Source organism: Mesorhizobium sp. WSM3859, from assembly GCF_002295065.1.
In the GTDB taxonomy this organism is placed as follows: Bacteria; Pseudomonadota; Alphaproteobacteria; order Rhizobiales; family Rhizobiaceae; genus Mesorhizobium.
The window spans coordinates 46253-66230 of sequence record NZ_NSGG01000024.1 but is presented as its reverse complement, the minus strand read 5'-3'; the positions used below and the strand labels follow the sequence as shown (position 1 = coordinate 66230).

Below are 19978 nucleotides of genomic sequence, written 5' to 3'. Positions count from 1 at the left end.
CGGCGAAGCTGCCAATCTCCCCCCTTGCGGGGGAGATGTCCGGCAGGACAGAGGGGGGTGGGAAGGAACTCAACGTTTCAGGGTTACGGGTGTCTGATGATGATCCAGGCATGACACCACCGCCACCCCTCACACCTTCACCAGCTGCTCCACCCGCCCCTTCTCGCCGAAAATCCTCAGATACCGCTTGATCTCCCTCTCATCCCCCGTCGCCTTGGCGGGATTGTCCGACAGCTTCACCGCAGGCCGTCCGTTGGCTTCCGTCACCTTGCAGACCAGCGAGATCGCATCGAGGCTGTCGGTTTCGGTCGGGGCGCAGCCTTCGAAATCATTGGTGAGGTTGGTGCCCCAGCCGAAGGACATGCGCACCTTGCCGCGGAAATGCTTGTAGGTGTCCTCGATGGTTTCGACCTCCAAACCGTCGGAGAAGATGAGCAGCTTCTGCTTGGGGTCCTTGCCCTTCTTGCGCCACCAGTCGATGATTTTCTCGCCGCCTTCAATCGGTGGCGCGCTGTCGGGGCGGAAGCCGGTCCAGTCGGCGACCCAGTCCGGCGCATCGCGCAGGAAGGAGTCCGTGCCGAAGGCGTCGGGCAGCACGATCAAGAGATTGCCGCCATAATAGCGCTGCCAGTCCTGCAGCACCTTGTAGGGCGCCTGCCGCAACTCCGCCTCGGAATTGGCAAGGGCCGCGAACACCATCGGCAGCTCATGCGCGTTGGTGCCGAGCGCTTCCAGGTCGTTGTCCATGGCCAGAAGCACATTGGAGGTGCCGGTGAAGGCTTCGCCGATGCCTTCCTTCAACGCCTCGACGCACCAGCGCTGCCACAGGAACGAATGACGGCGCCTTGTGCCGAAGTCGGAAATGCGGATGCCGGGCAGCGCCTTCAGCCGCTCGGTCTTGGCCCACATCTTGGCCTTGGCGCGCGCATAGAGCACATCGAGCGCGAAAGGGCCGAAGGAGCGCATCGCGGCTCGCGAGCGCAGCTCATTGATGATGGCCAAAGCCGGGATTTCCCAGAGCGTGGTGTACATCCAGGGACCGGGGAAGGAGAGCACGTACTGGCCGTCGCGCCTGGAAAGCTCGTATGCGGGCAAGCGGAAATCCTCGAGCCATGCCAGGAATTCCGGCTCGAAGATCTGCTTGCGGCCGTAAAACGTGTTGCCGCCCAGCCAGATCATCTCCTTCTTGGAGAAACGCAAGGTGCGGGCGTGGTCGAGCTGCTCGCGCAGTTCCCCTTCGTCGATCTCATCGGCGAGGCGCACCGAGGTTGTGCGGTTGATCAAAGTGAAGGTGGCGTCGACCTTGGGATGCATGCCCCAGATCATCTGCAGCATCAGAAGCTTGTAGAAATCGGTGTCCAGCAGGCTGCGGACGATCGGGTCCAGCTTCCAGGTGTGGTTGTAGACGCGCCGCGCTATATCGGTCTTTGCCATGCTTCCTCACCCTTGAAGCACGACGCACTCAAACGCGGGCGCCACGCTTCAAGTCCTTGTTCGAGCAATCCCGGATGGAAGACCGTCGCGCGGTGTTCCTGGAATTGCCTCAGCCAACTCGCCTCTTAGCATTGTATTTTCGAACGCGCTCCCCGCTTTGCAAGCTGGCCCGACAAAAAGCAGCTATGCAAGTCCAGCCGTTAGGATATGGCCCTGGCGCCGATAACCTTCAGCGCGGGGCGTTTCCTGCGGCTGGGCAGACGGCCGGCCACCGGCGCGTCGGCGCGGCCCTCGTCCTGCTCTTTCTCCGCAAACAGCCAGTCGATGAAGAGCTGGACGATCGGCGCCGAGCGCATCTCGTTGCGGCAGACGACGTAGAAATCGTCGACCGCCGGCACCGAGAGCGTGAAGGGTGCGACGAGCATGCCCCTGGCAAGCAAGGCGCGCGCCGTCACCGAGTCGCCGAGCGCAACCCCGTGCCCATGCACGGCGGCTTCCGTGGCCATGCGCGCATCGCCGAGATGATGGCGGCGGCCGCGCTCGAGATCGAGCGCGTCGGCGGCGGCCAGCCAAGTGTGCCATTCGCGGCCATCGTCGCCATGTAGGAACACATGATCGGCGAGGTCGCGCACACCGCGGATCGGCCGATTGTTGATCAGCGTCGGGCTGACCACCGGAAACAGCTCCAGCCCTGACCATTTGCGCATCCAGCAGTCGGTCCAGCCGCCGTCGCCATAATGCACGCAGACATCGATCTCCGGTGCGCGGATATCGCGGGCGTCGTTGGACGGGATCAGCGTCAGCTGGATATCGGGATATTGCGCCGTGAAGGAGCCGAGCCGCGGTGTCATCCAGAGCAACAGCAGCGCCGGCACGCAGGACACCGAGAGCGCCCCGGCGCTTGCCGGCCGCGTCATGCGCTGGGTAGCCGCGGCGATGCCTTCAAAGGCAGTCGAAACCGCCGGCAGGAATTCAGCGCCGTGCGGCGTCAGCTTGACGCGCTGGCCCGTACGTTCGAAGAGTTTCACGCCGAGCGATTGTTCGAGCGCCTTGATCTGGTGGCTGACGGCGCCATGCGTGACATTGAGCTCACCCGCCGCCTTGGTCAGCGAGGCATGCCGCGCCGTGGCTTCGAAGGCGCGCAGCGGGTTCAGCGGCGGCAGGCGCTTGGCCATGAAGGGCTCCTACTTTGTGAGATTTTCTCACAGCAAAGACCCTAACAATATCAATTGATTTTTCAATGCCGCTGCCCGACACTTTTGTCCGGAACAGCTTTCAAGAGACGTGAAATCCGCAGGAACAGCGGCAACGATCCAGCCGGGCGACAGGCTGGCTTGGCAAATCGTCCGTGCGGGCAGCAGGCAGAGGAGGACCGGACATGGGTTACGATCGCGGCAAGCTCGAAGCGTTGCGCCGCAAATATGGCGAGAGCCATGGCGGCGAGATGTTCGACCCGAAGTTCCGCAAGGTCGCCGACAAGATCTTCAACAAGTCGGGCACGCGGCTCGCCCCCTATTCCGGCATCCCGACCTTCCTTGCCGCGCCCTACCGCGAGATCGCCGCCGAGAACCCGGATTTCGGCGACCTGCAGGTGGCGATGATCGGCGTGCCGATGGATCTCGGCGTCACCAACCGTCCCGGCTCGCGGTTCGGGCCGCGCGCGCTGCGCGCCATCGAACGCATCGGCCCTTACAATCATGTGCTGGAATGCGCGCCGACGCATGAGCTTCGCGTCGCCGACATCGGCGACACGCCGTTCCGCAGCCGCTACCGGCTGGAGATCAGCCACGAAGATATCGAAAAGCGCACCAACCAGATCGTCGATGCCGGCGTGCTACCGCTCTCGGTCGGCGGCGACCATTCGATCAGCCATCCGATCCTGAAGGCGGTCGGCAAGAAGGCTCCGGTCGGCATGATCCATATCGACGCCCATTGCGACACCAGCGGGCTGTTCGACATGACCAAGTTCCACCATGGCGGACCGTTCCGCAACGCGGTGCTGGACGGGGTGCTCGATCCCTCGCGCACCATCCAGATCGGCATCCGCGGCTCGGCCGAATATCTGTGGGAGTTCACCTACGAGTCCGGCATGACCGTCGTGCATGCCGAGGAGGTGACCGGGCTCGGTATCCCCGCCATCATCGAGAAGGCACGGAAAATCGTCGGCGACGGGCCGACCTACATCTCCTTCGACGTCGACAGCATCGATCCGGCCTTCGCGCCCGGCACCGGCACGCCGGAAGTGGGCGGGCTGACGACGCGCGAGGTGCTGGAGCTGCTGCGCGGCTTCAAGGGCCTCAACATCGTCGGCGGCGACGTCGTCGAGGTGGCGCCGCAATATGACGCGACCACCAACACCGCCCATGTCGGCGCGCAGGTGCTGTTCGAGATCCTGAGCCTGATGGTGTTCAGCCCGGCGATCAAGAAGGGCTGAAACATCTTAATTTCACGCAATTCCGGACGGAAAACCGCGTCACACTTTTCCTGGAATTGCTTAGCCAATACGGCCGCCGCGCTGGAGCCGGCGGCCGGACGAAACAAACGAGCTTCCAGCAGGGGAACCAAAAAATGACTCTTCGCAACGCACTGAAATCCGCCATCGCGGCGGCTGTAATGCTCGGCGCCGCCGGTCTCGCCACGCAGGCCAAGGCTGACGCCGTCGACGACATCACCAAGGCCGGCGCCATCAATGTCGGCATCTTCTCGGACTTCCCGCCCTTCTCCTCGGCCAGCGCCGACATGAGCATCAAGGGCTACGACATCGATGTGGCGCAGGCGATCGCCGATGCCTTGAAGGTGAAGCTCAACCTGGTCAGCGTCACCGGCCAGAACCGCATCCCTTATCTCACCGACAAGCGCGTCGATATCCTGATGAGCGTAGGCTACTCCAAGGAACGCGAGCAGGTGATCGATTTCGCCGCCGCCTACGCGCCCTACTACATCGCCGTCATCGGCCCGAAGGCGCTCGCGGTCAAAGGCAAGGAAGACCTCGCCGACAAATCGATCGCCGTCAACCGCGGAACGCTGGAAGATACGTCGCTGACCGAGGCGGCGCCGTCGTCCGCCGATATCCGCCGCTTCGACAACTACAATTCCGTCATCCAGGCCTTTATCTCCGGCCAGACGCAGCTGATGGTGGTCGGCAACGATGTCGGCGCGCAGGTGCTGGCCAAGCAGGACGCGCTGGCGCCGGAGCAGAAATTCCAGCTGCTCACCTCGCCCTCGCATATCGGCCTGAACAAGAACGAGGACCGGCTTAAGAAGGCGGTGAACGACGCTGTGGCCAAGATGCTGGCCGACGGCAAGCTGGACGAGAGCTCGAAGGCCTGGCTGAAGACGCCGCTCAACCCCGACAATCTCAAGGATTGACTCCGGCGCGGCTCAGCCTGTCATGAAGGGCTGAGCCGTTCCGCCTGCTCCAACAAGGTCAATCGCCATGGGCTACAGCCTCGACTTCGGCTGGCTTGCGGGTGCGGCGGGCGTGATCGCGCGCGGCGCGGCGATGACGCTGCTTCTGATCGCCGTCACCACGCTCGCCGGCACCTTCCTCAGCATCCTCGGGGCCGCCGGCAAACGAAACGGCCCCAAGCCGCTTCAGCTGGCGATCGGCTGGTATGTCGAGGTGATGCGCAACACGCCGTTCCTGGTGCAGCTTTTCTTCATCTTCTTCGGCCTGCCCAGCCTCGGCATCAGGCTCGATCCGATCCTGGCCGCGATGCTGGCGATGACGCTCAACATGGCGGCCTACACGATCGAGATCGTCGGCGCTGGTCTCGACGCCGTGCCGCGCGGCCAGACGGAGGCGGCGCTTGCGCTCGGGCTCAGGCCACGTCAGGTGTTCATCAAGATCGTGCTGCCGCAGGCGCTGAAAGTGATCTACCCGGCGCTGACCAGCCAGATCGTCATCATGATGCTGGAATCGGCCGTGGTGTCGCAGATCGCGGTGCGCGAATTGACCTACGAGGCCGACATGCTGCAGGCCCGCACATTCCGCGCTTTCGAGACCTATTTCGTCGTGACGATGGTCTATCTCGGCCTGTCGATGGGGTTGCGCCGGCTGCTGGTCAGCGGCGGCCGCCGGGTTCTCGGAGCCGGCGTGTCATGATCGAGTTCACGTTCTGGGACATCGTCCGCAACCTTCTGCTTGCCGCCCGCTGGACGGTGCTGTTGTCGCTCGCCGCCTTCATCGGCGGCGCGCTGGTCGGGCTGGTGGTGCTGTTCTTCCGCATTGCCAAAAACAAATGGGTGAAGCGGATAGCCTCGGGCTATATCGCGCTATTCCAGGGCACGCCGCTTTTGATGCAGCTCTTCCTGATGTTCTTCGGCCTGCCGATGCTCGGCCTGCGCATCGAGCCGTGGACGGCGGCGGTGCTGGGCCTGACCTTCTTCGCCAGCGCCTATCTCGCCGAAATCTGGCGCAGCGGCGTCGACGCGCTGCCGCGCGGACAATGGGACGCCGGCGCCAGCCTAGGGCTGCACTATCTGCAGGAACTGCGGCTGATCATCCTGCCGCAGGCCTTCGCGATCACCCGCGCGCCGACCGTCGGCTTCCTGGTGCAGTTGATCAAATCGACGGCGCTGACCTCGATCATCGGCTTCGAGGAACTGGTGCGAACCTCCAACGCCATCAACAACGCGACCTTCGAGCCGTTCAAGGTCTACGGGCTCGTGGCGCTGATCTTCTTCGTCATGTGCTTCCCGCTGACGCAGTATGCGCGGTCGCTCGAAAAGCAGGCGTCGGCGCACTGACCGGAGGCGACCAAGCCGAAGCTATCCGTGCTTCAGGATCTTGATCACGTCGTCGAGCACAAGACCATCGCGCGTGGGCCTGTGTTCGATGCGATCGTACACAGCCAGCATCGCCCGGTATTCCGCGACCCGGTTGCAATGTGAGTTGAGTGACCTGTTCTTAAACTCTTCGAAGCGCCCCATGTTTCGGACGAGGAACCGTGCGATACTGAAGTAGGTGCCTTCCTCGTTGCCGTCGAACCCATCGAACTTGGGATCGCGGTTCCACCTTCCTGTCTCCGCTTCGACACGATCGCGGTCTTTGTCGGTCCACTTGGCGGCCGCCCTTTCGATCTGGCGCCACATCGTCATCGTGCGAGTTACGAAATCGACCTCATGAGGCTTGTCGTTCTGGGGGCCGAAGAGGCCGGTCAACTCCCATTCGAGCGCCCAGAAATGCCCTCCGTAAATGGCGTCTTGGATGAGCTTAACCGTCTCCCGATCTTCGTAATCCTCCTGTTGCTTGAGAAGCTCAGTCAGCAACCAGATGATCAGCTTCTCGCTTCTCGAAGGGTTGAGCCGACCTCGGCTGGCATCAGCCGCGAGGCCGGCCTCGACGAGCTGTCGCATTGCTTCCGCTCTGGATGCCACCTCAGGGTGTTCATCTGCCCAATTGTCGATCAACTCGACGGTCCGCGGGTCCAACCTCATTTCAAAGCGCTCGGTTTTCGGAACCATCCTTAATTCCCCGGATTTCACAGTTGTACGGCACTATGTACGTAATATACGGCTATTTGTCCGTACATTCAAGGCGCAGTGATGCGATGCCTCGCTCTCTCACACCACGCAACCGTGATTTGTAGCAAAGCCGGCGTGCGCCTCACTGTGAGCGTAACGCTTTCTTGGGAGGGAGGACGGTTGGCGATGCAGGCGAAACATCTTGTCGCGCTCGCTGGCTTGGTCGCCCTTGGGCTGGTCCGACCGGTCATGGCAGCCGAGCAGGAGCCTGTAAGCGTAAGCATCCCGGCCGATGGCGAGAACCAGCCGGGGCGCTGGACGCGAGGCTGTTCAAACCATCAGGACAAGACCGTTTCCGGCGGTCGTCGCCATGCATGGCTGCAGCGGGCTGTGGAGCAGCAAGATCATAGGGCTCAGCCCGCGCCATGCCGATTTGGGCCGGCGGCTTGCCGCACTCGGCTATGTCGTGCTCTTTCCAGACAGCTACGGCTCGCGCGACCTCGGTCCGCAACGCCGCAATGACGACCGGCGGGTCGAGCCTTTTCGCGAACGGGTGGAGGACGCCAATGCCGCCCGCCCCTATCTGGAGACGCGGCCCTATGTGAAGCCGGACTCTATCGGCCTGCTCGGCTGGTCGAACGGCGGCTCGAGCGTGCTTTACACGGTACGGCCGAAAGACCGGCCGAACACGGGCTCGCCGGACTTTCGCGCGGCCGTCGCCTTCTATCCGGGTTGTACCGCCATGGCAGACAAGGGCGATTGGACAACCCGCGTTCCGCTGCTCATCGTGATGGGCGAGGCGGACGACTGGACGCCTGCCAGACCGTGCAAGACGCTGGCCGATGCCAATCGCAACAAGGTAAAACTCATCCTATATCCAAACGCCTATCATGATTTCGACAATGAGGCGCAGAAGCTTCACGAACTGCATGGGCTGGCCTACACGGCCAATGGCGATGGCACTGCTCATGCGGGCCCAAACCCGGCCGCACGCGCGGCGGCACTCAAGGAAGTTCCCGACTTCCTCGCCCTGTTGAAGCAGTAGGCAGCTCAGGCGGCTTCCGCCTCAATGCCCGAAGGACAGTCCCGGCGCGATGCGGTCGCGCCTGAGCCAGCGCACGAGCAGCAGCGCCGCCACCACGGCGAGCCCTGTGGCCAGGCCGATCCAGATGCCGACGCCGTTCAGGCCGAAATGGAAGGCGAGCAGCACGCCGAGCGGCAGGCCGACGCCCCAATAGCCGATCGCGGCGTAGATCATCGGCACCGTGGTGTCGTGCAGGCCGCGCAACATGCCGGCGGTCACCGCCTGGGCGCCGTCGAAGATCTGGAAAAGTGCCGCAAACACCAGGAACGATACGGCGAGCGTGATCACCCTGGCATTGGCCGGATCGGCGAGATCGATGAAGGCGCTGATCAGCGTGTGCGGCCACAGAATCATCACCAGACCCATCAGCGCCATGAAGGACACGCCGATGGTGAAAGCTGTCCAGCCGGCGCGCGAGACGCCTTCCGGATTGCCGGCGCCATGCGCCAGGCCGACCCGGACCGTGACGGCCTGGTTGAGGCCGAGCGGCACCATGAAGGAGATCGAGGCGATTTGGATGGCGATCGCATGGGCGGCGAGCGAGTCCGCATCGATCAGGCCCATGAGCAGGGCCGCCGCATTGAAGATCGTCACCTCGAAGGCGAGGATGCCGGCGATCGGCAGACCGAGTCTCAACAGGCCGCGGAAGCGCGGCCAGTCGGCGCGCCAGAAGCGACCGAAGAGACGATAACGGCGGAATTTCTTCTCCAGCATCACCACGGCAGCCAGGCCGACGAACATCAGCGTGCTGGACAAAGTCGTGGCGAGGCCGGAGCCGGCGATGCCCATCGACTTGACGCCGAGATTGCCGAACATGAACACCCAGTTGAAGAAGGCGTTGCAGGCGACCGCGACGAAAACGATGATCAGCGCCCAGCCCGGCCGCTCCAGCGCCGAGATGAAGGAGCGCAGCACGATATAACCGTAGAAGGGCAGCACCGCCCATTGCAGCCAGTGCAGGTAGATGCCGGCCTCATGCGCGAGCTCCGGCTTTTGACCCATGGCCGAAAGCACCTCTTCGCCGTGCCAGAGGAACAACCAGATCGGGATCGAGATCAGGATCGCCAGCCACAGGCCCTGGCGCACGGTGCGGCGCAGGTCGCGCACGGAGTGGCGACGGCGGCCGAGCTCCGTCGCCATCATCGGCGAGGTCGCCAGCATCAGGCCGAGACCGAAGATCATCGGCATGAAATAGAGGTTGGCGCCGAGAGCGCCAGCGGCCAGCGTATCGGCGCCCAGGCGCCCCATCATCATGACGTCGGTCGCGGTCATCGCGGTCTGGCCGAGATTGGTCAGCACCATCGGCCAGGCGAGTGCTGCCGTCGCCCTGATTTCCTGACGCCAAAGGTTTTCCGGCGCGAGAGCGCCGGTTTCGATCGCAGACATTGTTCCGCTCTTTCAGAACACGGCGCGTCGGCAAAAGGCCGGAAGCCGCACAGCGCAAAATGGCGCCATTTGCGTCGCCTTGTGGATGAAAAGCGACATGTTGGCAAGGGAGGAGGCCGGGTTAGCGATTGATCCAGGCGGAGCCCGGATTCCGCGACGCCTCTTTCATTTGCCGGCCGTAGGCTGCTACGGATGCCCCCGGGCATGCGCAGCCGGCGCGCCATGCCGGGAGGACTGAATGCCGTTCAGGCGCAGAAAGAATACGGCCGCGATTCCGCGCACAGCGCCCGCCTTCGAGCATATCGTGACGGAGGCGAGCGAGAGTTTCCTGTGGCGGCTGGACGATTATCCGTGGGAGCGCAATGTCTGGAATTTCCATCCGGAATACGAGATCCACTTGCTCAGGAAATCATCCGGCGTGGTGCTGGTCGGCGACCATATCGGCGAGTTCGGGCCTGGCTATCTGACCATCGTCGGCGGCGGGCTGCCGCATGACTGGGTGACGGCGGTGCAGCCGGGCGAGCTGATCGAGGGCCGCGATATCGTGCTGCAATTCGATCCCGAGCGGCTGCGCGGCTCTTCGGGGCTGCTGCCGGAGCTGCGCGAGCTGGAGCCGTTCCTGGAACGCTCGCTGCGCGGCATGGTGTTCCATGGCCAGGCGGCGCTCGACGGCGCCGAGCTGATGCAAAGAATGGGCGAGGTGCACGGGCTGGCGCGGTTCCGCCTGTTCCTCGAGCTGCTGGATCTGCTGGCCACCACCGACGAATACGCGCTGTTGTCGTCGCCGGATTTCTCCCCGCTGCTCGACGCAGAATCGCTCGATATCATCCAGCGCTCGCTGACCTATCTGTTCCAGCACTTTGCCGAGGACCTGAAGCTGCCGGAGGTGGCGGCATTGGCTGGCATGAGCGAAAGCACGTTCTCGCGCTTCTTCCAGAAGAACACCGGCAACTCCTTCAGCGACCATGTCGCCAAGCTGAGGCTCTGGCAGGCCTGCAAGCTGCTCGCCGACACCGAGATCCCGATCACCGACATCTGCTTCCAGGTCGGCTATATGAACATCTCGAACTTCAACCGCGCCTTCCTGCGCAAGCACAAGATGACGCCGTCCTCCTACCGCAAGCTGTCGCGGCAACGGCTGACGCTCAGGGCGTGATCAAGACCGAAAACGAGATTCACAAGAGCCACTGATACTCGTGTGACGGGTAGGTTCGGACGGCTACGTTTTTTGCACCGCACAATGCATAAAAGTACAGGTCTGCCGCAAGGGGGCTTCTAGTCTCGCCTTCTCCAACTGCTCATTTTGGGGACGGGTGGCAGGTCAGACGGGCGACGGTGAGGGTCGCTTAGTTAGATGACCTCCGCTGCCACGAGTGTTCCTGGAGGAGAAAAATCAATGAAATCATATCGGCTCGCTGCCAGCCTCGGCGCAGCGTTCGTGCTTACCGCTTCCGTATCAACCGTAGCACTTGCCCAGGCGCCGGTCTGCTCGGCGCCGGTCAAGGTGCTGGCACAGCCGCGCGACGGCCTGACACTTCTGGAGGACTCCAAGGACGAGTTCAAAAAACTCTCCGGCGCCTCGTTCCAGATCGATTACCTCAACGAGAACGACCGCCGCGCCAAGTCGCGCGCCGACGCCTCGACCGTCGGCAATTACAACGTCTACTATGTCGACGAGGCCAATGTGGCGCTGTTCGCGTCCTCGGGCTGGATCGCGCCGCTGACCGATTATTATCCGGCTGAGTACGACTTCGCCGATTTCGATCCGGGCCGCCAGAAGGTCGCCACCTATGACGGCAAGGTGTGGTTTGCGCCGCTGACCGGCGGCGGCGACCTGATGGTCTACCGCAAGGACGTACTGGAAGCCGCCGGCATCCAGCCGCCGAAGACGCTGGATGAGCTGATCGCCGACGTGCCGAAGCTGACCAATGCCGACAAGGGCATATACGGCATCGCGCTGCGCGGCGCGCGCGGCTCGGGCGCCAATGTCTGGCGCTGGATGCCGTTCTTCAAGGCCTATGGCGGCAAGTGGTTCGACGGCGACAAGCCGGCTTTTAATTCGGACGCCGCCGTGAAGGCGACGGAGACCTATCTGAAACTGTTCAAGGACTCGGCGCCCGGCACCCAGACCGGCAGCTGGGATGAATCGACTGGCGCCTTCCTCTCCGGCCAGGTCGCCATCCTCGTCGAATCGACGCCGCTGTCGGGTATGGCGGTCGACCCGAAGACCTCGCAGGTGGTCGGCAAGGTCGGCTTCCTGCCGCCGCCCTCGCCGCTGCCGGGCGGCGGCTACGGCCATGGGCTTGCCATCGGCACCAAGGCCAATGCGGACGACGCGGCGAAGAAATGCGCCGGCCTGTTCATCGCCTGGGCGACGTCCAAAGACAACGAGAAGCGCCGGCTCGACGCGCATCAGTTCGGCGAGCTGAACCGCACCAGCGTGCTCTCCAGCAAGGAATTCGCCGACATCTATGGCGCCGATCTCGGCAAGGCGCTGGCCGATACCGGCAAGGTGACGGCGGTGAACTTCTGGCAGGATCCACGCTGGCCCGATCTCGGCGACCGCTGGGGCATCATCCTGGAGGAACTGGTCACCGGCACGCGCACCGACATCAAGGGCGGCCTCAGCGAGCTCGAGGCCTGTGCCAACGAGCTGGCGAAGAAGAAGTAATCCTCCCACCCGCGGCGCGCGTTCACAGCATTCGAAGGAATGCCGGCATGCGCGCCGCGGGTCACCCTCGATCCACGGCACCGCGACAAACCCGAGGAGAGGCAATGCGGCGACGCTCTTCCCTGCCGGTCACATTTCTGGTTCCCACCCTCGCCATCCTTCTGGTGCTGTCGATGGTGCCGACGCTCTACGCCATCGTGATCGCGCTGCAGAACCGCGAACTCAGCGCGCCGGGCTATTCCTGGGTCTGGTTCTCGAACTTCGCCGACCTCTTTACCGATCGCCGTTTCCTCAATGCCGTCTGGGTTTCGGTGAAATGGGAGATCGTCACGGTCGTGGCGACGATGGTGGTGGCGATCGGGCTCGGCGTGCTGATGTTCGAGGTCGCCTCGCCGCGTCTGCGCAATTTCTATTGCCTTTTGTTCATCATCCCAGTGCTTTTGCCGCGCGTCTCGGCCGCCTTCGTCTGGAAGTTCGCCTATCACCCGCTCTACGGCATCGCGACCTACCCCTATCGGCTCGTCACCGGCGGGCTGATCTTCGATCCGCTGTCCAAGCCCGGCACCGCGCTCTTCGCCGTCGCTTCGGTGGACGTCTGGCAATGGGGACTGTTCTTCGCCGTCATCGTGCTGAAGCTGCTCGAAACCCTGCCGCCGCAGCCGATCGAAGCGGCCAGGCTCGACCACGCCAAACGCTGGCAGATCCATGCCTATGTGACCTTGCCGATGCTGAAAGCGCCGCTGGTCAGCCTGATGTTCGTCAAGATGATCGAGTCGCTGCGCTCCTTCGACCTGATCTATGTGATGACGCGCGGCGGGCCGGGCGTCGTGACAGAGACGCTCGACATGTATGCCTTCTCGCAGGGCTTCATCGAGTCCGGCAAGGTCTCGTACGCTTCGGCCATGGCGGTGCTGATGATGATCGCGACCGTCATCACTTTCACCATGCTGTGGAAGCGGGTGCAAGCATGAAGCCGATAAGACCGAGCCGCCTGATCGCCAAGGCCGTCCTGGCGCTGGCCGGGTTCCTCGCCGTGTTCCCGTTGGCCTGGACGGCGCTCAACGCGCTCAAGAACAATGTCGACATCATCACGCGCGTGCCGAAGGTGGTCTTCACGCCGACGCTCGCCAACATCAGCTATATCCTCGGTCGCGACAGCGTGCTGACGGGACTCTACAACTCCGCGGTCGCCTGCGGCGCGGCGGTGCTGATCGGCATCGTGCTCGGCCTGCCGGCGGCCTATGCGGTGGCGCGCTATCCCAACCGCTTCGCCGGCGACATCCAGTTCTTCGTACTTTCGTTGCGTTTCCTGCCGCCGGTGGCGGTCGCCATCCCGCTGATGGTGATCTGGCTGCAGATCGGCCTCTACGACACTTTGCCGGCGCTGATCGTCACCTATTCGCTGCTCACCATTTCCGTCATCATGTGGCTTGCCATTCCCGCCTTCCAGGGCGTGCCGAAGGAGATCGAGGAGGCGGCCTTCGTCGACGGCTACGGCGCCTATTCGGTGTTCTGGCGGATCGCGCTTCCCGTGGCGGCGCGCTCGCTGATCGGCGCCATCGCCTTCAGCTTCGTCTTGGTCTGGAACGAGTTCCTCATCGCGCTGATGCTGTCGAGCTCCAATGCCAAGACGCTGCCGATCGTGGCTTCCGAGCTCTCGCAGCAAGGCATGAACGTGCCCTGGGGCATACTCAACGCCTCGGTGGTGCTCCTGTCGCTGCCCCCGCTGCTCTTCCTCGGTGTTTTGAGCGGCTTCCTGAATTCCGTTTTCCGGCAAAAGAAAAGTTGAAGTGAGGATACCCGATGCGGGCACTGGTGCTTGAGAAAAAAGGCGAACTGTCGCTGCGCGAGATCGCGTTGCCGCTCGATGTCGGGCCGGACGATGTCAGGATCGCCATCCACACGGTCGGCGTCTGCGGCAGCGACGTGCATTACTACACGCATGGCGCCATCGGCAGCTACATCGTGCGCCAGCCGATGGTGCTCGGCCATGAGGCCTCGGGAACGATCGTCGAGACCGGCGCCAATGTCACGAGCCTGAAGGTCGGCGACCGCGTCTGCATGGAACCCGGCGTGCCGAACCTTGCGTCGCGCGCGACGAAGCTCGGCATCTACAATGTCGACCCGGACGTCCGCTTCTGGGCAACGCCGCCGGTGCATGGGGTGCTCGCTCCTCAAGCCGTCCATCCGGCGGCCTTCACCTACAAGCTGCCGGACAATGTCTCCTTCGCCGAGGGCGCGATGGTCGAGCCCTTCGCCATCGGCATGCAGGCGGCGGCGCGCGCTCGTATCGTGCCGGGCGACGTTGCCGTCGTCGTCGGCTGCGGCCCGATCGGCATCATGATCGCGCTCGCCGCACTGGCGGGCGGCTGCTCCAAAGTGCTGATCTCGGACTTCTCCGCACCGAAGCTGGAGATCGCCGGCCAGTATGCGGGCATCGTGCCAGTCAATGTCGGCGAACAGTCGCTGGTCGACGCCGTTGCGGCCGCGACCGACAATTGGGGCGCCGATATCGTGTTCGAGGCGAGCGGCAGCCCGAAGGCCTTCGCCGATCTGTTCGACATCGTGCGGCCGGGCGGCGCGGTGGTGCTGGTCGGGCTGCCGGTGGAGACGGTCGAGCTCAACGTGCCAGCGGCGATCTCCAAGGAAGTGCGCATCGAGACGGTGTTCCGCTATGCCAACATCTTCGACCGCGCTTTGCAGCTGATCGCCTCCGGCAAGGTCGACCTCAAGCCGCTGATCACCGGCACCTATGATTTCTCCGAAAGCATCAAGGCGTTCGAGCGCGCTGCGCAGGGGAGGCCGCAGGACGTCAAGCTGCAGATCCTGCTCACCGGCGAGAAGGGATAAGGCATGTCCGCGATCGTTTGCTCCCATGTCGACAAGGCCTATGGCGCCACGACCGTCATCCGCGACCTCAATCTCGCGATCGAGGAGCATGAATTCGTCGTGTTCCTGGGGCCCTCCGGCTGCGGCAAGTCCACGCTGCTCAGGATGCTGGCGGGGCTGGAGGACATCAGCGGCGGCGAGGTATCGATCGGCGGCAAGGTGGTGAACGATCTCGAGCCAGGCGACCGCGGCATCGCCATGGTGTTCCAGAATTATGCGCTCTATCCGCATATGACGATCTTCGACAACATCGCCTTCGGACTGAAGCGGCAGAAAGTGCCGGCGGCCGAGATCAAGAAGCGGGTCGAGGCTGTCTCCAGGACGCTCGGGCTGGAACCCTATCTCGGCCGCAAGCCGACAGAGCTTTCCGGCGGCCAGCAACAGCGCGTGGCGATCGCGCGCGCCATGATCAAGACGCCGAAAGTTTTCCTCTTCGACGAGCCGCTCTCCAATCTCGACGCCAAGCTGCGCAACCATATGCGGGTCGAGATAGCCAGGCTGCACCAGTCGCTGAAGACCACCACCGTCTATGTCACGCACGACCAGCTCGAAGCGATGACGCTGGCCGACCGCATCGTGCTATTGAAGGACGGCGTGATCGAGCAGATCGGCTCGCCGGCGGAGATCTATCGGCGTCCCGGCAACCAGTTCGTAGCCGGCTTCATCGGCACGCCGAACATGAATTTCATCGAGGCGATGGTCGGCCGCAACGGCGATGGCTGGACGCTGACCGGCGCGGGGACGGTGCTATCGCTCGAAGGCGGAGGCTTCCATCTGCAGCACGGCGATCGGGTGGTGCTCGGCATCCGGCCCCCGGATCTCAAGACGGCGAACGGAGGCGCAGGCAACATCCTGCAAGGCACCGCCGACCTCATCGAATTCCACGGCAATGACGCGCTGGTGACGTTCGGCTCCGGCGGCAAGGAGATCAGCGCGCTGGTGCCGGCCCGCGAATGCCCGGAGTTGCGAGCGCCCGTGCGCTATGGCTTCGACGAGGAAAGCATCCATCTGTTCGACGCCGAGACCGGCAAGTCGCTGCGCCAGCAGTAGAGCAATTCCAGGAAAAGTGTGACACGGTTAGGTTCGGCCACTTGGCCGTAACTTTCCGTCCGGAATTGCGTGAAACAAGAGATAGAAGCTAGCTGATCGCATCGAGCATCTGCCGCTGGCGGTGCATTTCGAGGAAGATGCGGTAGTCGCGCTCGAAGCGGGCGCCGGCTTCCTTGTTGGGCGCGCGCGTCCTGCCGCCCTGCTGCATGGCGACGCAGGCCGCGTTGAGGTCGGGATAGAGCCCGGCGGCTGTCGCTGCCACCATGCCGGTGCCGAGCAGCACCGCCTCGTCGGCCAGCGGCTCGACCACCGTGCAGCCGGTGGCGTCTGCGTAGAGCTCCATCAAAAGCGGATTCTTGGTGTGGCCGCCGGTGACGTGCAGCGTGTCGATCAAATAGCCGTTCTCGTTCAATGCTTCCAGCACATGGCGCACGCCAAGCGCGATGCCGACGGCGGTGCGCCAATAGAGCTTGCACAGGCTGTCGAAGGAAGAGTCGAGCGTCAGCCCGCTGATGACGCCGACCGCATGCGGATCGGCGAGCGGCGAGCGATTGCCGTGGAAGTCCGGCAGCACATGCAGCCTTGCGGCCAGCGCGTCGCCGTCCTCGGCGCGCAGCTCGGCGACGCGCCTCGCGATCTTCATGTGCATGGCCGCGTCCGGCTCGCCGCCGGCTCCATGCCAGCGGATGATGTGGTCGAGCAGCGCGCCGGTGGCCGACTGGCCGCCTTCCGACAGCCACAACGTCGGTAGGGCCGCGCCGAAATAGGGACCCCAGACGCCGGCGAAAGGCTGCGGGTCATGTGACATCGCCATGACGCAGGACGATGTGCCGGCGATCAGCGCCAAGTGCCGGCTGATGTTGTCCTCGTCGCCGGCAAAGCCGCCTAGGACACCCAGCGCGCCGGCATAGGCATCGATGACGCCGGCGCCTACCCGGCATTTTTCAGTCAGGCCGAGCTCGGCGGCGGCCTTCGCCGTCAGCGGACCGATATCGGTGCCGACTGGGCTCGCCTTTTCCGGCAGATTGCCATGCTCGAAAAGATCGCCGAGGCCGACGAGCTCGAAGAAGTCGCGCCGCCAGCTTTCTTCCCCATGCGCGAGATAGGTCCATTTGGCCGTCAGCGTGCATTGCGAGCGGGCGAGCGAGCCGGACGCCTTCCAGGTCAGGAAATCGGCGAGGTCGAACAGATAGCCGGCTTCATTCCATGTCTTCGGCAGATGAAGCTTTAGCCACATCAGCTTCGGCGTTTCCATTTCCGGCGACATCACGCCGCCTATGTAATCGAGCACGGCGTGGCCGCTTGCCGTGCATTCATCGGCCTCGGCGATGGCGCGGTGATCGAGCCAGACCATCGTGTCCCAGCGCTTCTCGCCGGTGACCGAGACGCTGATCTGGCCGCCCTGCCTGTCGCGGACCACCAGCGAGCAGGTGGCGTCGAAAGAGATGCCGGCGATATCCGCGGCTGCAACGCCGGATTTCTGGAGCGCGGCCCGCACGGATTTGCAGACCGCCGACCAGATGTCCTCCGAATCATGCTCGGCATGATCGGGCTTGGGCTGATGCATGGCGATCGGATGATCGGCGCGGGCGAGCAGGTTGCCGCGCGCGTCGAGAATGCCCGCGCGAGCGCTCCCGGTGCCGACATCGACCGCGCAAACGAAACTCTTCGTCAAGATGCTTTTTCTCTCGCTCCCAGGCCTGCAATCAGATCGGGCAATTGCAGCATGTCAGCGAATATAGAGTCCGGCTCGGTCGACGCAAGCCGGGCTTTCAAGCCGGGATTTCCGGCATGCGAGCCGCCGGTAAAGGCGAAGACCCGCATGCCCGCCGCGCGCGCGGCGGCAACACCTGCTGGACTGTCCTCGACGACCAGGCAATTGCGCGGATGCGCCCGCAGGGAGGCAGCGGCATGGAGGAAAAGGTCGGGCGCCGGCTTGCCGCGCTTGACCATGGTGGCGCTGAAGATATGCGGCTCCAGCAGCGGCAGCAGGCCGGTGACGTCGAGCGCGTAGCGGATGCGTTCCAGCGTGCCGGACGAGGCGACGCAGCAAGGCAGGCCGAGCTTCGGCAGCACCTCCTTGATGCCCGGGATCGGCTTCAATTCCTCGCGGAATTTGCGCATCAGGTCGACGCGCATGGCGGTCAGATGCTGGTCGCTGATCTCCAGCCCGAAATCGCGGCCGAGGATCTCGCGCACGCTTTTCATGCTCTTGCCGAGGAAATGCTCGTAGGCGGCGTCCTCGCTCACCGTGCCGCCGGCGAGCTCGATCATGCCGAGCAGTGCCGAGACCGAAAGCGCCTCGCTGTCGACCAGCACGCCGTCACAGTCGAAGATGACCAGTTCCGGCCGCATCGCGATCTGCTTCCAGTGAGCGTCAGAGCTTGCCGGCGAGATAGCGCGCCAGGGTCTCGCGCGCGCCGTTGGCCCACAGGACCTTCAAGGCATGGGCGAAGGCCTCGGCGAAGACGGGCGAGCGGCCGACATCGCCATAGATGTCATCCATCGCCAGCCAGGCCTTCGGATCGCCTTTCGCCGCCTTCGCGGTGGCCTGCATGCGATCCCAGTTGGGGTCGTTCGGCTCGGTGACGGCGCCGCTGTCGGTGGTGCCGAAGCAGTAACGGCACCAGAGCGCGGATTCCAGCGCGAGGCCAGCAACGCCCTCGCCCGCCTTCAGCCGGTCGGCAATTGTCGGGATGATGAATTTCGGCTGGCGGTTGGAGCCGTCGAGGCAAAGCCTGCGGATGGTGTCGCCGATCTTGGGATTGGAGAAGCGCCGCTCGATGAGCTGGTAATAGTCCTCCAGATCGGTGTTCGGCACGGGCGGCACGGTCGGGATGATCTCGTCATGCTCGAGCTTGGACAGGAAGGCGCGCACCAGCGGCTCCTGCATGCCTTCATGGACGAAATGGATGTCCATCAGCCCGGCCGGATAGGCTATTGTCGCGTGGCCGCCATTGAGGATGCGAATCTTCATCAGCTCGTAGGGCGAGACATCCTTGACGAATTGCACGCCGACCTTTTCCAGCGCCGGGCGGCCGGCGGTGAAATGATCCTCCAGCACCCATTGCTTGAACGGCTCGCAGAACACCGGCCAATTGTCCTCCAGGCCGAAATCGTCGGCGAGGATCTTGCGCTCGCGGTCGGTGGTGGCCGGCGTGATGCGGTCGACCATGCCGTTCGGGAAGGCGACCTTGTCCTCGACCCATTTGGCGAGGTCCTCGTCGATCAACCGGGCGAGACCGATGACGCCGTCTGAGGTGACGTGGCCGTTGTGGGGGATGTTGTCGCAGGACATGACGGTGAACGGCACGATGCGGTCGGCGCGACGGCGCCGCAGGCCGGCAAGGATGATGCCGAAGACGGTTTTCGGCGCCGCGCCCGGCTGCGCATCGGCGACGATATCGGGATGGGCCGGGTTGAACTTGCCGGAAGCCGGGTCGATGAAATAGCCGCCTTCGGTGATGGTCAGCGAGACGATCTTGATCGCCGGATCGGCAAGCTGGTCGATGGTCGCGGCGGCATCGCCGGGCGTCAGGAAATCGATCATGGCGCCGGTGACGCGGGCGCTCATATGGCCCTGGTCCTGCTCGACGACCGTGGTCAGCCAGTCCTGCTCCTCGAGCTTGGAACGGCCGATCTTCTCGCCCTCAAACACGCCAGCGCCGATCAGCGCCCAGTCATGGCCTTCGCCGGTGGCAAACAGATCGTCGAGATAGACTGCCTGGTGCGAGCGGTGGAAATTGCCGACGCCGAAATGGACAATGCCGGCCTTCAGCGCCGAGCGGTCGTATTTCGGACCGGCGACCTTGGCCGGCAGACTGGCGAGATTGGAGGAAGAGAGTTTCACGGTCATCTCATTTTACCCTTTGGCCGATCCGCAGCCCGACTGTTCCGCCTCCTGTGGAGTGGGAGTGAGGGACGGCGCCTGGTGTTCCAGTGTGCCGCCCCTCACCTGCCCCGTGGCGTCTTCTCCGGAGGAAAGAGAGAAGCGCCTT

At 63.8% G+C, this 19978-nt stretch carries 18 protein-coding genes; 11 read left to right on the top strand and 7 right to left on the bottom strand.

The window, feature by feature from the left end; genetic code table 11:
- Window positions 1-129 precede the first annotated feature (129 nt).
- Both pncB and gcvA read right to left on the bottom strand, forming a co-directional pair.
- On the bottom strand, window positions 130-1434 hold the full coding sequence (pncB, locus tag CK230_RS31115) for a nicotinate phosphoribosyltransferase (RefSeq protein WP_095820598.1): 1305 nt from the start codon (window positions 1432-1434) through the stop codon (window positions 130-132).
- Window positions 1435-1634: 200 nt separating this feature from the next.
- Complete coding sequence (gene gcvA, locus CK230_RS31110) at window positions 1635-2609, bottom strand: transcriptional regulator GcvA (RefSeq protein ID WP_095820597.1); 975 nt, start codon at window positions 2607-2609, stop codon at window positions 1635-1637.
- Window positions 2610-2812: 203 nt separating this feature from the next.
- Between gcvA and speB the strand changes: the two genes are divergently transcribed.
- From speB to CK230_RS31090, 4 genes are all read left to right on the top strand, one after another.
- Complete coding sequence (gene speB, locus CK230_RS31105) at window positions 2813-3868, top strand: agmatinase (RefSeq protein ID WP_095820596.1); 1056 nt, start codon at window positions 2813-2815, stop codon at window positions 3866-3868.
- 134 nt (window positions 3869-4002) lie between these two features.
- A complete protein-coding gene (locus CK230_RS31100; RefSeq protein ID WP_095820595.1) occupies window positions 4003-4803 on the top strand; it encodes a transporter substrate-binding domain-containing protein in 801 nt (266 codons plus the stop codon).
- Window positions 4804-4870: 67 nt separating this feature from the next.
- Window positions 4871-5539, top strand: a complete 669-nt coding sequence (locus tag CK230_RS31095) for an amino acid ABC transporter permease (protein ID WP_095820594.1) — start codon at window positions 4871-4873, stop codon at window positions 5537-5539.
- Window positions 5536-6183 carry an amino acid ABC transporter permease gene (locus tag CK230_RS31090; protein WP_095820593.1) on the top strand — a complete coding sequence of 216 codons (648 nt, stop codon included), beginning with the start codon at window positions 5536-5538 and terminating at the stop codon, window positions 6181-6183. The genes CK230_RS31095 and CK230_RS31090 overlap by 4 nt, the downstream gene beginning before the upstream one ends.
- Before the next feature lie 21 nt (window positions 6184-6204).
- Here the strand turns inward: CK230_RS31090 and CK230_RS31085 are convergent, their stop codons facing one another.
- Complete coding sequence (locus CK230_RS31085; RefSeq protein ID WP_095820592.1) at window positions 6205-6900, bottom strand: YfbU family protein; 696 nt, start codon at window positions 6898-6900, stop codon at window positions 6205-6207.
- Between the two features lie 292 nt (window positions 6901-7192).
- On the opposite strand from CK230_RS31085, the gene CK230_RS31080 reads away from it, so the two are divergent.
- Window positions 7193-7945, top strand: a complete 753-nt coding sequence (locus CK230_RS31080) for a dienelactone hydrolase family protein (RefSeq protein ID WP_245430127.1) — start codon at window positions 7193-7195, stop codon at window positions 7943-7945.
- A gap of 21 nt (window positions 7946-7966) precedes the next feature.
- Here the strand turns inward: CK230_RS31080 and CK230_RS31075 are convergent, their stop codons facing one another.
- Window positions 7967-9370, bottom strand: coding sequence for an MATE family efflux transporter (locus CK230_RS31075; protein ID WP_095820591.1), 1404 nt, complete (start codon window positions 9368-9370; stop codon window positions 7967-7969).
- Between the two features lie 238 nt (window positions 9371-9608).
- On the opposite strand from CK230_RS31075, the gene CK230_RS31070 reads away from it, so the two are divergent.
- From CK230_RS31070 to ugpC, 6 genes are all read left to right on the top strand, one after another.
- Window positions 9609-10526: an AraC family transcriptional regulator gene (locus CK230_RS31070; RefSeq protein ID WP_095820590.1), complete on the top strand. Its 918-nt coding sequence runs from the start codon at window positions 9609-9611 to the stop codon at window positions 10524-10526.
- Window positions 10527-10766: 240 nt separating this feature from the next.
- Window positions 10767-12041, top strand: coding sequence for an extracellular solute-binding protein (locus CK230_RS31065; protein WP_095820589.1), 1275 nt, complete (start codon window positions 10767-10769; stop codon window positions 12039-12041).
- Window positions 12042-12145: 104 nt separating this feature from the next.
- Window positions 12146-13012 (top strand): sugar ABC transporter permease, encoded by an 867-nt coding sequence (locus tag CK230_RS31060; protein WP_095820588.1) that lies wholly within the window; start codon window positions 12146-12148, stop codon window positions 13010-13012.
- Between the two features lie 5 nt (window positions 13013-13017).
- Window positions 13018-13830, top strand: coding sequence for a carbohydrate ABC transporter permease (locus tag CK230_RS31055; protein WP_095820609.1), 813 nt, complete (start codon window positions 13018-13020; stop codon window positions 13828-13830).
- Window positions 13831-13844: 14 nt separating this feature from the next.
- Window positions 13845-14891: an NAD(P)-dependent alcohol dehydrogenase gene (locus tag CK230_RS31050; protein WP_095820587.1), complete on the top strand. Its 1047-nt coding sequence runs from the start codon at window positions 13845-13847 to the stop codon at window positions 14889-14891.
- A gap of 3 nt (window positions 14892-14894) precedes the next feature.
- Complete coding sequence (gene ugpC / locus CK230_RS31045; protein ID WP_095820586.1) at window positions 14895-15980, top strand: sn-glycerol-3-phosphate ABC transporter ATP-binding protein UgpC; 1086 nt, start codon at window positions 14895-14897, stop codon at window positions 15978-15980.
- A gap of 88 nt (window positions 15981-16068) precedes the next feature.
- Here ugpC and CK230_RS31040 read toward each other — a convergent pair whose 3' ends face one another.
- From CK230_RS31040 to CK230_RS31030, 3 genes are read right to left on the bottom strand one after another with little or no spacing between them, the layout of a single operon-like run.
- Window positions 16069-17655 carry an FGGY-family carbohydrate kinase gene (locus CK230_RS31040; protein ID WP_095820585.1) on the bottom strand — a complete coding sequence of 529 codons (1587 nt, stop codon included), beginning with the start codon at window positions 17653-17655 and terminating at the stop codon, window positions 16069-16071.
- Window positions 17652-18335 carry an HAD-IA family hydrolase gene (locus CK230_RS31035; protein WP_095820584.1) on the bottom strand — a complete coding sequence of 228 codons (684 nt, stop codon included), beginning with the start codon at window positions 18333-18335 and terminating at the stop codon, window positions 17652-17654. Before CK230_RS31035 ends, CK230_RS31040 begins: the two co-directional genes overlap by 4 nt.
- A gap of 22 nt (window positions 18336-18357) precedes the next feature.
- Window positions 18358-19836 (bottom strand): mannitol dehydrogenase family protein, encoded by a 1479-nt coding sequence (locus CK230_RS31030; RefSeq protein WP_095820583.1) that lies wholly within the window; start codon window positions 19834-19836, stop codon window positions 18358-18360.
- Window positions 19837-19978: the final 142 nt, after the last annotated feature.

Bases quoted from the DNA above. Each gene is read 5' to 3' on its own strand.
- pncB (WP_095820598.1), bottom strand. From the start codon at position 1,434: ATGGCAAAGACCGATATAGCGCGGCGCGTCTACAACCACACCTGGAAG.
- gcvA (WP_095820597.1), bottom strand. From the start codon at position 2,609: ATGGCCAAGCGCCTGCCGCCGCTGAACCCGCTGCGCGCCTTCGAAGCC.
- speB (WP_095820596.1), top strand. From the start codon at position 2,813: ATGGGTTACGATCGCGGCAAGCTCGAAGCGTTGCGCCGCAAATATGGC.
- CK230_RS31100 (WP_095820595.1), top strand. From the start codon at position 4,003: ATGACTCTTCGCAACGCACTGAAATCCGCCATCGCGGCGGCTGTAATG.
- CK230_RS31095 (WP_095820594.1), top strand. From the start codon at position 4,871: ATGGGCTACAGCCTCGACTTCGGCTGGCTTGCGGGTGCGGCGGGCGTG.
- CK230_RS31090 (WP_095820593.1), top strand. From the start codon at position 5,536: ATGATCGAGTTCACGTTCTGGGACATCGTCCGCAACCTTCTGCTTGCC.
- CK230_RS31085 (WP_095820592.1), bottom strand. From the start codon at position 6,900: ATGGTTCCGAAAACCGAGCGCTTTGAAATGAGGTTGGACCCGCGGACC.
- CK230_RS31080 (WP_245430127.1), top strand. From the start codon at position 7,193: ATGGCGAGAACCAGCCGGGGCGCTGGACGCGAGGCTGTTCAAACCATC.
- CK230_RS31075 (WP_095820591.1), bottom strand. From the start codon at position 9,370: ATGTCTGCGATCGAAACCGGCGCTCTCGCGCCGGAAAACCTTTGGCGT.
- CK230_RS31070 (WP_095820590.1), top strand. From the start codon at position 9,609: ATGCCGTTCAGGCGCAGAAAGAATACGGCCGCGATTCCGCGCACAGCG.
- CK230_RS31065 (WP_095820589.1), top strand. From the start codon at position 10,767: ATGAAATCATATCGGCTCGCTGCCAGCCTCGGCGCAGCGTTCGTGCTT.
- CK230_RS31060 (WP_095820588.1), top strand. From the start codon at position 12,146: ATGCGGCGACGCTCTTCCCTGCCGGTCACATTTCTGGTTCCCACCCTC.
- CK230_RS31050 (WP_095820587.1), top strand. From the start codon at position 13,845: ATGCGGGCACTGGTGCTTGAGAAAAAAGGCGAACTGTCGCTGCGCGAG.
- ugpC (WP_095820586.1), top strand. From the start codon at position 14,895: ATGTCCGCGATCGTTTGCTCCCATGTCGACAAGGCCTATGGCGCCACG.
- CK230_RS31035 (WP_095820584.1), bottom strand. From the start codon at position 18,335: ATGCGGCCGGAACTGGTCATCTTCGACTGTGACGGCGTGCTGGTCGAC.
- CK230_RS31030 (WP_095820583.1), bottom strand. From the start codon at position 19,836: ATGACCGTGAAACTCTCTTCCTCCAATCTCGCCAGTCTGCCGGCCAAG.